This is a genomic window from Pseudoclavibacter sp. AY1F1, assembly GCF_002931075.1.
Taxonomy (GTDB): Bacteria; Actinomycetota; Actinomycetes; order Actinomycetales; family Microbacteriaceae; genus Pseudoclavibacter.
This window is the reverse complement of the sequence record NZ_PSTQ01000015.1, coordinates 68676-80575: the sequence shown is the minus strand read 5'-3', so window position 1 is coordinate 80575 and position 11900 is coordinate 68676. Positions and strand designations below refer to the sequence as shown.

The following is an 11900-nucleotide window of genomic DNA, read 5'->3' as shown; positions in this document are numbered from 1 at the left end:
CGTGATCGAGCTCGCTCGTTGCGTCCAGCGTTGTGGCTAGGTGCTGCTGCCGGGCTCGGGAACAGCGAGGGGCCACAACGTTGTCTGGTCCTGCTCGTCGCGGTGCCGTTGCGGTGTGTTGGTGATCGAGCTCGCTCGTTGCGTCCAGCGTTGTGGCTAGGTGCTGCTGCCGGGCTCGGGAACAGCGAGGGGCCACAACGTTGTCTGGTCCTGCTCGTCGCGGTGCCTTGCGGTGCCGTTGCGGTGAGTTGGTGATCGAACTCGTGCGTTGCGTCCAGCGTTGTGGCTAGGTGCTGCTGCCGGGCTCGGGAACAGCAAGGGGCCACAACGTTGCGCCTTGGGGCCTGTGCCCGCGGAGGCTGCGCTGGCTGCGGAGGCTGCGCTGGCTGTGCTGGCCGCGCTGGCCGCGCTGCCCGCGCTGGCCGCGCTCACGACGTCGGCGCGGCATGCGCCGCTTACGGCAGCGTGTGGCCCGCCGCCGTGAAGATTCGGTAGTACTCCTCGCGCGTGAGGTGCACGTCAGAGCCCGCGGCGGACTCAGCGACGCGAGACGGGGTCGTCGTGCCCAGCACCACCTGGATGTTCGCGGGGTGCCGGGTGATCCAGGCCGTCGCGATGCCGGTCGGTGTCACGCCGTACTTGTCGGCGAGCGCATCCAGCACGTCGTTGAGCTCGGCGAAGTTCTCGCGGTCGCCGAGGAAGACACCGTCGAAGAACGCCTTCTGGAAGGGCGACCAGGCCTGCAGCGTGATGCCGCTGAGGCGCGCGTAGTCGAGCATGCCGTTGTCGCGGTCGATCGACTGGTCGAGGCCGACCATGTTGGCGGCGATGCCTGACGCGATGATCGGGGCGTGCGTGATGCTGAGCTGCACCTGGTTGATGATGAGCGGCTGCGCGACTGCCGACTTGAGCAGTTCGACCTGGGCAGGCGTGTGGTTGGAGACGCCGAAGTGGCGGACCTTGCCGCTCGTGTGGAGCTCGTTGAACGCCGTCGCGACCTCATCCGGTTCGACAAGCGTGTCGGGGCGGTGCAGGAGGAGAACGTCGAGGTACTCGGTGCCGAGCGCCTCGAGGGACTCGTCGACGGTGCGCAGGATGTGCTCGGCCGAGAAATCGAAGTACCCCTCGCGGATACCGACCTTCGACTGGATGAGCACCTTCTCGCGCTCGGCGGGGGGAAAGCGGATGGCCTCGCCGAAGCGGCGCTCACAGGCGTGCCGCTCGCCACCGTAGATGTCGGCGTGGTCGATGACGTTGACGCCGGCGTCGAGCGCCGTGCCGACGAGGGCGCGCAGCTGCTCGTCGTCGAGGTCCATGATGCGCATCTGACCGAGGACGATGCTCGAGGCGCGCACGTCGGTCTGCGGGAGAGTGAAGGTCTTCATGGGGGAATCATCTCAACTCCGCGGGCGCCGAAGCTGGTCGTCTCGGAGCGTCACAGTCGTTCCCTTGCGCGCGTCGCGCGCCTACCCTTTCGGCACAGCATCCACTGCCGCCCGGAAGCCCTCCGTCCAGGCATCGTCCCCAGAAGTTGGAGCATCATGTCGGCACAGATTCGCATCGACCCTCGTGGGCCGCGGTTCGGGGCGGCCATCACCGCCGTGCTGCTCCTGGTCACGGTCTTCCTCGGACTCGTCGCGCCGGCTGCGACTGCGTTCGCTGAGCGGCTGGCGCAGCCGGGCTTCCTGCTGCTTGTCGCGCTCTCGGCGCTCTTCGCGTGGGGCGCGTTCGCGGGCATCCAGCGGCACCCGTATGGGCGCGTCTTCGCGGCCGTCATCCGCCCTCGGCTCGCCCCGCCGGCTGAGACCGAGGACGCGGCCCCGCCGACGTTCGCGCAGGGGGTTGGGTTCGCGGTGACGTTCCTCGGGATCGTGCTGCACCTGCTCGGGGTTCCGCTCGCGGTGCCGGTCGCCGCGGGTGCCGCGTTCATCGCCGCGTTCCTGAACGCCGTGTTCGGCTACTGCCTCGGCTGCCAGCTGTACGTGCTGCTCCTGCGCGTCGGCGTCATCCGGCAGCGGGCCGCGCAGAGTTAGGGGCGGACACACCTTGGATGCCTCGATTGCCGCGCTGGTGCTTGTCGTGCTTGTTGTGGTCGCGACCGTCATCGGCCTGGTGCTGCAACGCACGAACGGACGCCTGAAGCGTGCCGCAGATTCGACAGCAGGGCCGACAGCAGGACCGACCGAAGCGTCGACAGCACACACCTCCGACCTTGATCTCCTCGCCGAGGGGGTGCAGCCGGGCAGGCGGGCCACGCTCATCCTGTTCTCGACCGAGTTTTGCGCGAAGTGCCCGGTGACGAAGCGGATGCTCGACCAGCTCGCGGCCCAGACGCCCGGCGTGGTGGTGGCGGAGGTCGACCTGACGCACCGGCAGGACCTCGCGAGGAGCTACGACATCCGGCAGACGCCAACCGTGCTGGTGCTTGGCGAGTCCGGGACGCGCGTCGCACGAATCGGGGGCCCGCCGAGGCGCTCGGAGCTCGAGGATCAACTGCTGCAGCTGAGCAGCTAAGCACGTAGCGGCGCCGCGGGCCGCTGGCCCGACGGAAGACTGGCGTGCCCCTTCGACCCCCGGATATGCGAGGCTGAGCCCGTGGATGGATCAGTGGTGTTGCTCGTGATCATGGCGCTTGTGCTCATCGTCGCCGTTGTCGGGTGGCTGGCGAGGCGTGGCGTCAGCCGGTTCGACGGCGAGGGCGAGCCGGAACCCGAGCAATCCGAGCTCGACCTCGAGCTGCTGCCGGAGGACGTGCTGCCCGGCCGCCGCGCGACGATCGTGCTGTTCACGGCGCCAGACAGCCCAGAATGCGCACTCACGCGGTGGATGCTGCAGGACGTCGCGGCGACGTCGGCCGGAGTTGTGTTCGCGGAAGTGGACACGAGCATCCGCCCCGAGCTGGTGCTGCCCTACGACATCGTCGTGACCCCGACAGTGCTACTGCTCGATGCCGGCGGCAATAGGGCGGGACGCTTCGACGGGGCGCCGCTGCGCGAGTCTGTCGAGGCGCAGCTCATCGAGCTCAGCGTGCGCTGAGCTTCCCGCCTTACCAGCCCAGCCCAGCCCAGCCCAGCCCAGCCCCGCCCAGCCAGCCAGCCCTCAGGTGTTGAAAGGCCAGAAGTCGAAGCTCGCCGAGTGGGAAAGCGCGTCGCGCAGGAGCAGGAATCCGACGATGCCGATGATCCACGCGGTGTTCTCGGCGGCGTTGCGGCTCAGCCAGTCGGCAAGCCGGCGCAGGGGCGGCTCGACAGTCCGACGCGCTGCGACCCGCGCGAAAAGGAGGAGGAGCGCGGGCACGATCATGACCACGCAGTAGACGGCCAGTAGCAGGGACGAGCCGCCGAAGCCCAGGCCCGACCCGGTCAGGAGGCCGACCGCGGCGAGGTAGGGGATCATCGTCGCGAGCTCGATGAGCCCGGCCGCAAGCGCGAGCACGATGACGGTCGCGGGGGAGCCGCTGCCGAGCGCGCGCTCGCGCCAACGAGCGAGCCTGCCCCGGGCCGGTGCAAGATCCGCCGAGGGGCCCTGCATGTCGTGCGTGACGCCACCCTGCGCTCGCTGCGTGACCTCCCCGTCTTGTCCGCCCTGCGCAATCTGCCCGTCTTGCCCGCCCTGCGTGACCTGCCCGTCTTGCCCGCCCTGCGCAACTTGCCCGCCCTGCGCAATCTGCCCGCCCTGCGTGACCTCGGCGCCGACGGGCACTTTCTTCTTCGTCGGCATGAGGATCGCGACGGCGAGGAGCCCAGCCCCGAGCACAAGCTGCACGGCGTACGCGGCGGGGGTCTCCAGCACCGCCGTGGCATTCTCCAGAAACACGGAGGCGCCCGCCGTGAGTATGAGCCCGACGAGGAAGTAGAAGCTCGCGATTGTCGCGAGGTAGGTCAGGATGCGCCCGAGTCGGATGCGCCCGGGCGCGAGCAGGAAGAAGATCGGGATGAGGAGCGTGCCCGCGCTCAGGCTGTCGACGAGCGCAAGTCCGAGCAGTGAGAGCAGGAGTTCCGTGGTCATGGGGCAAGCCTCGTGCGCGGGGACCGGTGCCCGCGTCGCCCGAACGGTGCCCCTCGCCCGTGCGGGGTACATCGTTTGGGTGACACCTGGCGGGCGCCGGTGTGCTGGGATGGTGCCATGACTGCACCGCGTCGGCCCAGCGCTCCGGCGACCCCGCGCGTCCTGGCCCGCCCGGGGCTCGACGAGGACGGGGTGACGACGGTTGTTGTCGTCGCGACGGCGGTGGCCCTCGCGCTCTTCGACTCTGGCCAGCAGCTCGGCGTCAGCCTTGGCGCGATCGCGCTCGGCGGCGTGGCTCTCACGCAGAAGCGACGGTTCCCACTCGCGGTGCTTGCCGTCTGCGTGGCGTTGGCCGCCGCCACGCTTGCGCTCGGCGGGGCCATCGGTGTTTCCGTGCTGGTGCTCGATGCCCTCTACGTGGTCGGCAGGCTCGGTTCGACGATGGCTCTGCGGCTTGTGCAGGCGCTCGTCGCGGCGGCGGTGGTTGCCGCGTGTGTGGTGCCGCTCCTGCTCGGCGAATCGCTCCGCGAGGGAGTCTTCTTCGGCTTGCAGGCCATCGCGATCTTCGGCACCCCGCTCTGGTGGGCGAGTTCCGTGCGGCAGAGCGCGGAGCTGGCCCGCGTGCAGGAAGCGAGGGCGGATGACGCGGAGCGGCTCCTCGAGCTCGAGCGTGGCGAGGCCGTGCGCGCGGAGCGGGAGCGCATGGCTCGCGACCTCCACGACGTGGTCGCGGCGAACCTCTCGGCGATCGCCATCACCTCGGAGGCGGCCCTCGCGGGTCCCGGGGTCGCACCGCGGGAGGCTGGGGCGCTGCAGGCGATCCGCAGCTCGGCCCTCGACGGGCTCGACGAGATGCGTTCGATGATCCTCATCCTGCGGAGCGGTGACGCCGAAGGCGAGGCCCCGGTCGCCCCGCCTCGCCTCGCCCAGGTGGCCGAGATCGTCGCAGCCGCAGGCTCGGTCGACGGGGCGATTGTCGGGGATGTGCCGAGCGCATCCGCTGCAACGGAGCAGGCGCTCGCGCGGGTCGTGGCCGAGTCGGTGGCGAACGCCGAGCGGCATTCGCCAGGGGCCGCGGTCGAGGTGCGCTTCGAGGAGGCTGCGGACACCATCTCAGTGGTCGTCACGTCGACGGGCGGCAGACGCGTCGATGACGCGCCTGGCACCGGGAACGGTCTTGGTCTCATCCGCGAGCGTACCGAGCGCCTCGGCGGATCCCTCGAAGCTGGCCCGCTCGCGGGAGATCTGGGGTGGCGGGTCGCAGCGACCGTGCCTCGGGGCGCCGGTGCGGCCACCTCGTCCCAGGGAACGCATGCGGGGAGCGCACCGTGACCGAGCCGACCGCGACCCGCGTGAGGGTGCTCATCGCTGACGACCACGCCGCGATCAGGGCCGGACTGAGACTCCTCCTCGAGGCTCACGGCTTCGACGTTGTCGGCGAGGCGGCCGACGGGGCGGCCGCGATCGGCAACGCGCGGGCGCTTCGGCCCGATGTTGTACTCATGGATGTGCGGATGCCCGGCACCGACGGGATCGCGGCGACCAGGGCCATCGTCGCTGAGTCCCTGTCGCAGGTGCTGGTGCTCACGACTTTCGACCTCGATGAGTACGTGTTCGGAGCCGTTCGAGCCGGGGCCGCCGGGTTCCTGCTGAAGTCGACGACTGGCCCGGCTCTGCAGTCGGCGGTCGAGGCCGTCGCCCGCGGCGAGGGCGCGCTGTCGCCGGAGGTGACGCGGCGCCTCCTGGATCGCTTCGCCGCGACGAGCGAGCCCGGCACCGAAGTGGCGCCGGAGGTGCAGGGCCTTGAGGAGCTCACCGCGAGGGAACGCGAGGTGCTCGCGGCTCTCGGCGAGGGGCTCTCGAACGTCGGAATCGGTCAGCGGATGCACATCAGCGCGTCGACGGCGAAGACGCACGTCTCGCGGGTGCTCGCGAAGCTCGGGGTCGCTTCCCGCATGGAGGCCGCCGTGCTGGCGAGGCGCGCGGGACTCAGCAGGTGAATCCCAGCACCTCCACCTTGGCTGCGTCACCTGACTCAGGCGGTGCTACCTGACTCAGGCGGTGCCACCTGACTCTGCCGGCGCTACTTGACTCTGCCGGCGCTACTTGACCACATCGAAGACCTGCTTCTGGATGCCGTTCGGGTAGGCCTCGTGCTCGACGAGCTTGAGGTGCTGCGTGGCCTTGTCGGTTTCGCTGAAGAGGCGCCGTCCGGCACCGAGGAGCAGCGGGAACACGAGCAGGTTGTAGCGGTCGACGAGGCCCGCGTCGGCGAGAGTCTGGCCGAGCTCGGCGCTGCCGTGCACGATGATCGGGTCGCCTTCGCCATCCTTGAGCGCGGCGACGTCGTCGATGGATCGCAGGATCGTCGCGGGCCAGCGCTGGTCGTCGGATTCGAGCGTGGTGGAGACCACGTAGCGGGGCATGGAGTTGTACTGCGGGAACTCGTCGGTCATGCCGGGCCAGACCGGCGCGAACGCCTCGTAGCTCTTCCGGCCGAGGAGGAGCGCACCGGCTTCGAGCTGTTCCGTGCCCTTGATGGCGTAGGCGGCCGGGTCGAATTCGATGTCCTGCCAGGTCCAGCCTGAGTTGCGGTAGCCCTCTTCTCCGCCTGGGGCTTCCATGACTCCGTCGGCGGATACGAAGGCGGTGATGATCAGCTGGCGCATGAGGTCCTCCTGAAAGAGTGATGTCGATTCGCGCCTGTGCGAATCGATGGAAATGCTAGATCACTTCCGACTGTGTCGGAGGCTAGCGGGGAACGTGACGAGGGCCCAGGGAGTGTGCATCCCCAGTCGGGTCCTAGCGGGTCCACCGGGAGCGACGTTAGAGTTTTTCGATGGCGACCAGACGTGTTCGATGGGGAATTCTCGGGGCAGGCAACATCGCGAAGACCTTCGTGGCGGACCTGTTGGCCCAGGGCCTCGAAGTCGCGGCCGTCGGCTCGCGGGATGCGGCGAAGGCGGCCGAGTTCGCGGCCGAGTTCTCCATCCCCGCCTCTCACGGCAGCTACGAGGACATCGTCGCTGACCCGCACGTGGATGTGGTGTACATCGCGACGCCGCAGTCGTTCCACGCCGAGCAGGCGCTGCTCGCGATCGAGGCTGGCAAGCACGTGCTCGTGGAGAAGTCGTTCACGAGCACTGCAGTCGAGGCCGAGCGCGTGGTCGCGGCGGCCCGCGCCAAGGGCGTCTTCGCGATGGAGGCCATGTGGACCCGCTTCCTGCCGACGGCGGATGCGATCAGCGACGTCCTCGAGCGGGGATCTATCGGCGAGCTCGTGAGCTTCACGAGCTCGCACTTCCAGAACCTCGACGTGTCGGCGACGAGCCGCCACGGCGATCCCTCGCTCGGCGGAGGGGTCATGGCCGACCTCGGGGTGTACGGCATCTCGATGGCCTCGCAGCTGCTTGGGCCGGCCACGACGATCCTCGTCGACGGCGAGGCGTCAGAGCTGGGCGTCGACCTCTCCGCCTCCGTGCTGATGCGCCACGGCGCAGGCCGCAGCTCGGCGACGCTCACGCGCATGGATGCCCCGGGCTCGAACAGTGCGGCCATCGTCGGGTCGGATGGGTGGATCGACGTCGATGCCGTCTTCTACGCGTCGACCTCGTTCACGGTCTACGACGGCGGTAGCCGTCGGCGCGAGCTCCTTCGCTTCGACAAGCCCCAGCACGTCGGTCGGGGCATGCAGTTCCAGGCGCTCGAGGTCGAGCGTTGCCTGCACGCTGGTGAGCTCGAGAGCCCACGCATGCCGCTCGACGAGTCAGTCGCCATCATGGCCGTGCTGGATGAGGTGCGAGCCAGCATCACCGCGCAGGCGGCAGCGCTGTAGAGGGCTCGACCGGGCTCGACCGGGCTCGACCGGGCTCGACCGAGACCAACCGAGACCAACCGAGACCTGCCGAAGGCTCGACCGGAACGCGCTAGGAGCTCGACCAGACGCCGAGCTCGTTGCCCGCCGGGTCCGTGAAGTGAAAGCGCCGGCCGCCTGGGAACTCGTATGGTCCGCTGACGATCTCCCCACCCGCCGCGCGCACCTGGGCGATGCTCGCCTCGAGGTCGTCGGAGTAGAGGAGCACCAGCGCACCTCCCGGGGTGACCTGCGGGTCGAGGCGGAAACCGCCCACCTCGTCGGTCTCCGCGCCACCAGGTCGACGGATGCCGACGTAGTTGGGGCCCGGGCCGTAGTCGTTGAAGGTCCACCCGAAGGCGTCGCCATAGAACTGCTTGGCGACGGCGAGGTCGGTGACGCCGAACTCGAGGTAGTCGATCGAATGGTGGGCGCGGGCAGCTGGTTCGCTCATGCGTTCCAGTCTGCCCGCATCCACGGACATTCTCAGCGTCGCTCGCAGCCGATCAGCTCGACTCGACCTCCGCGAGCACGTCACCGGTGGCGATCGGACTGCCCGCATCGGCGCGCTGGCGAAGCACGCCTGCCGCCTTGACCTGCACGGGCGTCTCCATCTTCATGGCCTCGACCACCGCGACAGCGGTGCCAGCCTCGACCTCGGCGCCGTCATCGACGAGCCAGCGCAGGAGCGTGCCCGCCATGGGGGCTGTGACCGACGAGCCGGAACCGCTGCCAGCATCCGCTGCCCCTGCAGAGCCTGCTGCACCGGTCGTCGTCGCAGCGCCAGGAGCGCCGCCCGCCGCGAAGAGGGTGGCGGGGAGGCGCATGGCGACCCGTCGCCCGTCGAGCTCGATCCAGGTCGAGACGACGGAGGGGTCTGCGGCCTCGACGGCGAGGGCCTGTTCCGGCACCCGCTCGGCGAAGGTCGTCTCGATCCACTGGGTGTGCACGCCGAAGCCGGGTTTTCCGTCGGGGCCTTTGCCGCCGATGAAGTCGGGGTCGTCGAGCACGGCGCGGTGGAAGGGCAGCACGGTTGGCACGCCTTCGACCTCGAACTCGGCGAGCGCGCGGCGTGCACGGCGCAGGGCCTCCTCACGGGTGGCTCCCGTGACGATGAGCTTCGCGAGCATCGAGTCGAACTGGCCGGAGACCACCGAGCCCGTCTCGACGCCCGTGTCGATGCGCACGCCGGGACCAGATGGCGCCCGGAACAGCGAGATCGTGCCTGGCCCCGGCAGGAAGCCGCGGGCCGGGTCCTCAGCGTTGATGCGGAACTCGAAGGCGTGCCCGCGCGGCTCGAACTCGGCTGCCTCGATGGCGAGCCCGTCGGCGATGCGGAGTTGGCCGACGACGAGGTCGACGCCGGCGGTCTCCTCGGTGACGGGGTGCTCGACCTGGAGGCGCGTGTTGACCTCGAGGAAGGAGATGACGCCGTTCGCGTCGAGGAGGAACTCGACGGTGCCGGCGCTGCGGTAACCGGCGGCCGCGCAGATGTCGCGCGCGGAGGTGTGGATGCGCTCCCGCTGCTCTGCGGTCAGGAACGGCGCGGGAGCTTCCTCGACGAGCTTCTGGTTGCGGCGCTGCAAGGAGCAGTCGCGCGTGCCGACGACGACCACGTTGCCGTGGGTGTCGGCGAGGACCTGCGCCTCGATGTGACGCGGAGACTCGAGGAACTGCTCGACGAAGCACTCGCCGCGGCCGAACGCGGCGACGGCCTCGCGGCCCGCTGCCGCGAAGAGCTCCTCGACCTCGTCGAGGCGGCGGGCGACGCGGAGTCCGCGGCCGCCGCCACCGAACGCGGCCTTGATCGCGATGGGGAGGCCGTGCTCTTCGGCGAAGGCGCTGGCCTCGGCGGGAGAGTCGACGGGCCCGCTCGTGCCGGCGACGAGGGGCGCTCCGACCTTTTCTGCGAGGCGTCGGGCGGAGATCTTGTCGCCGAGGAGCTCGATGGCCTCTGGCGTCGGGCCGATCCACACGAGTCCGGCGGCCTCGACGGCCCGCGCGAAGTCGGCGTTCTCGGAGAGGAAGCCGTAGCCGGGGTGGATGGCGTCTGCACCCGTCGCGGCGGCGGCGGCCAGGAGCTTGTCAGCGTCGAGGTAGGTCTCCCGCGACGTGGCGCCCTCGAGAGGAACGGCGTCGTCGGCGAGGCGCACGTGCAGGGCGTCGGCGTCGGAGTCGGCGTAGACGGCGACGGCGGCGACCCCGTAGTCGGCGCAAGCGCGGGCGACGCGCACGGCGATCTCGCCGCGGTTCGCGATGAGGACCTTGCTGATGCGGGTCATCGGAGTTCTCCTGGTGTCTGGGTGCGTGAGCTCTGGGTGCGTGGTTTGTGGGTGCGTGGTTGGTGGGTGCGCGGATCGACGATGCGGAAGCGCACCTTGGAGCCGACCGGCAGCTGACCGGCGAGGGCCAGATCGGTGCTGACGACGGCGCCGATCACTGGGTAGCCCCCGGTGAGCGGGTGGTCGGCGAGGAAGAGCACTGGCTGCCCGTTCGGGGGCATCTGCAGTGCGCCGCTGACGCATCCCTCGCTTGGCAGCTCTCCACTCTGGCTGCGTGTGAGGGCCTCGCCGTCGAGGCGGACGCCGACGCGGTTCGACTGCGGCGTCACCTGCCACTCCTGGCTCGTGAAGCGGGCGATCTCCTCGGCGGAGAACCAGTCGTCGCGCGGGCCGAGCACGATGCGCAGCTCGACGGTGTTGCCGGATGCGGATGGCAAGTCCCGCGGAGCCTCATCGGCGACGGAGATCGCCGGCGAGAGCGGGACATCCGGGAGGCGCACGCCGAGCATGTCTCCTGCCGTGATCGCGTCGGGGCCGAGGCCCGCGAGCAGGTCAGTGGCGAGGCTCTCGAGGACGGGCGGGGCATCGAAACCGCCGCGCACGGCGACGTAGCTGCGGACACCAGCCCGGGGGGAGCCGAGTCGGAGCTCGTCGCCGTCATCGAGGGCGAACGCCGCGCCGAAGGCCACCCGGCGGGGGAGGGCGCCGCTCACGGTCAGCTCGACCTCAGCACCCGTGACGGCCACGACCTGCGGGCCGCGGGCCCGAATGTTCAAGCCCCCGTAGGCGACTTCGAGCGTGGCTGCGTCAGGGGCGTTGCCAACGAGGCGGTTCGCCTGCCGGTGGGCGGGCGCATCCAGTGCCCCGGAGGCCGAGACGCCCATGCTCGCGTAGCCGTCGCGTCCCAGGTCCTGGAAGAGCGTCTGCAGGCCGGGGGAGAGCACCTCGATCGCGGACGTCGCGGCGCGTGGGGCTGGAAGTTCGGGATGCGCAGGCTCGGCAGATCGGGGCGCGTCTGCGTCCGCCGGTGTCACGGGGTCCGTCTGTGTCACTGGGGCCGCGGATGTCACGCTGTCCGCCGAGGTCACGCTGTCCGTCGAGGTCACGATGCTGGTCGCGCTCACGGTTGAGCGTGCCCGCGTGGTCGCGGCGTCGACACTGAACGTGACGACGTCGCCCGGAGCCATGAAGGCGGCGGGGTCGCGGTCGAGGTCCCACATGGCGACGTCGGTGGTGCCGATGAGCTGCCAGCCGCCGGGGCTCTCGCGGGGGTAGACGCCGCTGTAGGTGCCGGCGAGGGCGACGGAGCCTGCCGGGATGCGCGTGCGCGGGGTTGACCGGCGGGGCACGTCGAGCACCGGGTCGTCGCCCGTCAGGTAGGCGAAGCCGGGCGCGAAGCCCACGAACCCGACAGTGAAGGTCGAGTTCGTGTGCCGGCGCACAACTTCGTCGGCGGAGATGCCGAGGAGCTCGGCGACCTCCGTGAGGTCCTCACCGTCGTACCGCGTCGGGATCTCGAGGCGCCGCGGTTCTCCTGCGCGAACGCCACTGAGGTCGGCGCCCCTGGCGGCGGCCTCGATCTCCTCGGCGGTGACCCGGGCTGGCCGGAACGGGACAAGCAGGGTGCGGGCACCCGGCACCATCTCGCCGACCCCGGGGATGCGCAGGGCGGTCATGGCGTCGAAGAGCGCGATCGTCTCGTCGAGGCTGTCGCACTCGATGAGGACGGCGTCGTCGCGGGCGGTGAGGACTCTCAT

General features: G+C 70.2%; 12 protein-coding genes. 6 read left to right on the top strand and 6 right to left on the bottom strand.

Annotated features, from left to right (window positions below):
- Positions 1–455: 455 nt before the first annotated feature.
- The gene (locus C5B85_RS17175) at positions 456–1385 is read right to left on the bottom strand and encodes an aldo/keto reductase family oxidoreductase (protein WP_104287222.1); all 930 of its coding nucleotides are present in this window, start codon (positions 1383–1385) and stop codon (positions 456–458) included.
- Positions 1386–1541: 156 nt separating this feature from the next.
- Between C5B85_RS17175 and C5B85_RS17170 the strand changes: the two genes are divergently transcribed.
- From C5B85_RS17170 to C5B85_RS17160, 3 genes are all read left to right on the top strand, one after another.
- Positions 1542–2033, top strand: coding sequence for a DUF4395 domain-containing protein (locus C5B85_RS17170; RefSeq protein WP_104287221.1), 492 nt, complete (start codon positions 1542–1544; stop codon positions 2031–2033).
- Between the two features lie 13 nt (positions 2034–2046).
- A complete protein-coding gene (locus tag C5B85_RS17165) occupies positions 2047–2514 on the top strand; it encodes a thioredoxin family protein (RefSeq protein ID WP_104287220.1) in 468 nt (155 codons plus the stop codon).
- A gap of 81 nt (positions 2515–2595) precedes the next feature.
- A complete protein-coding gene (locus C5B85_RS17160; protein ID WP_146078006.1) occupies positions 2596–3036 on the top strand; it encodes a thioredoxin family protein in 441 nt (146 codons plus the stop codon).
- Between the two features lie 63 nt (positions 3037–3099).
- Here the strand turns inward: C5B85_RS17160 and C5B85_RS17155 are convergent, their stop codons facing one another.
- The gene (locus tag C5B85_RS17155) at positions 3100–4008 is read right to left on the bottom strand and encodes a GAP family protein (RefSeq protein WP_181064486.1); all 909 of its coding nucleotides are present in this window, start codon (positions 4006–4008) and stop codon (positions 3100–3102) included.
- A 117-nt stretch (positions 4009–4125) separates the two neighbouring features.
- Here C5B85_RS17155 and C5B85_RS17150 point away from each other — a divergent pair, with 117 nt between their 5' ends.
- On the top strand, positions 4126–5340 hold the full coding sequence (locus tag C5B85_RS17150) for a sensor histidine kinase (RefSeq protein ID WP_104287217.1): 1215 nt from the start codon (positions 4126–4128) through the stop codon (positions 5338–5340).
- Entirely contained in the window at positions 5337–6008 is a 672-nt protein-coding gene (locus C5B85_RS17145; RefSeq protein WP_181064485.1) for a response regulator transcription factor, read from the top strand. The genes C5B85_RS17150 and C5B85_RS17145 overlap by 4 nt, the downstream gene beginning before the upstream one ends.
- 102 nt (positions 6009–6110) lie before the next feature.
- Here the strand turns inward: C5B85_RS17145 and C5B85_RS17140 are convergent, their stop codons facing one another.
- Entirely contained in the window at positions 6111–6677 is a 567-nt protein-coding gene (locus C5B85_RS17140) for a dihydrofolate reductase family protein (protein ID WP_104287216.1), read from the bottom strand.
- A gap of 170 nt (positions 6678–6847) precedes the next feature.
- Here C5B85_RS17140 and C5B85_RS17135 point away from each other — a divergent pair, with 170 nt between their 5' ends.
- The gene (locus C5B85_RS17135) at positions 6848–7843 is read left to right on the top strand and encodes a Gfo/Idh/MocA family protein (RefSeq protein WP_104287215.1); all 996 of its coding nucleotides are present in this window, start codon (positions 6848–6850) and stop codon (positions 7841–7843) included.
- A 91-nt stretch (positions 7844–7934) separates the two neighbouring features.
- On the opposite strand, the gene C5B85_RS17130 is transcribed toward C5B85_RS17135, so the two are convergent.
- The 3 genes from C5B85_RS17130 to C5B85_RS17120 are packed head-to-tail and all read right to left on the bottom strand — an operon-like array spanning position 7935 to position 11900.
- On the bottom strand, positions 7935–8315 hold the full coding sequence (locus C5B85_RS17130) for a VOC family protein (RefSeq protein WP_104287214.1): 381 nt from the start codon (positions 8313–8315) through the stop codon (positions 7935–7937).
- A 52-nt stretch (positions 8316–8367) separates the two neighbouring features.
- On the bottom strand, positions 8368–10143 hold the full coding sequence (locus C5B85_RS17125; RefSeq protein ID WP_258070872.1) for a biotin carboxylase N-terminal domain-containing protein: 1776 nt from the start codon (positions 10141–10143) through the stop codon (positions 8368–8370).
- On the bottom strand, positions 10140–11900 hold the full coding sequence (locus C5B85_RS17120) for a 5-oxoprolinase/urea amidolyase family protein (protein ID WP_104287213.1): 1761 nt from the start codon (positions 11898–11900) through the stop codon (positions 10140–10142). Before C5B85_RS17120 ends, C5B85_RS17125 begins: the two co-directional genes overlap by 4 nt.

Excerpts from the sequence above, each read along its gene's own strand:
- C5B85_RS17175 (WP_104287222.1), bottom strand. The coding sequence starts at position 1,385 with ATGAAGACCTTCACTCTCCCGCAGACCGACGTGCGCGCCTCGAGCATC.
- C5B85_RS17170 (WP_104287221.1), top strand. The coding sequence starts at position 1,542 with ATGTCGGCACAGATTCGCATCGACCCTCGTGGGCCGCGGTTCGGGGCG.
- C5B85_RS17155 (WP_181064486.1), bottom strand. The coding sequence starts at position 4,008 with ATGACCACGGAACTCCTGCTCTCACTGCTCGGACTTGCGCTCGTCGAC.
- C5B85_RS17150 (WP_104287217.1), top strand. The coding sequence starts at position 4,126 with ATGACTGCACCGCGTCGGCCCAGCGCTCCGGCGACCCCGCGCGTCCTG.
- C5B85_RS17140 (WP_104287216.1), bottom strand. The coding sequence starts at position 6,677 with ATGCGCCAGCTGATCATCACCGCCTTCGTATCCGCCGACGGAGTCATG.
- C5B85_RS17135 (WP_104287215.1), top strand. The coding sequence starts at position 6,848 with ATGGCGACCAGACGTGTTCGATGGGGAATTCTCGGGGCAGGCAACATC.
- C5B85_RS17130 (WP_104287214.1), bottom strand. The coding sequence starts at position 8,315 with ATGAGCGAACCAGCTGCCCGCGCCCACCATTCGATCGACTACCTCGAG.
- C5B85_RS17125 (WP_258070872.1), bottom strand. The coding sequence starts at position 10,143 with ATGACCCGCATCAGCAAGGTCCTCATCGCGAACCGCGGCGAGATCGCC.
- C5B85_RS17120 (WP_104287213.1), bottom strand. The coding sequence starts at position 11,900 with ATGAGAGTCCTCACCGCCCGCGACGACGCCGTCCTCATCGAGTGCGAC.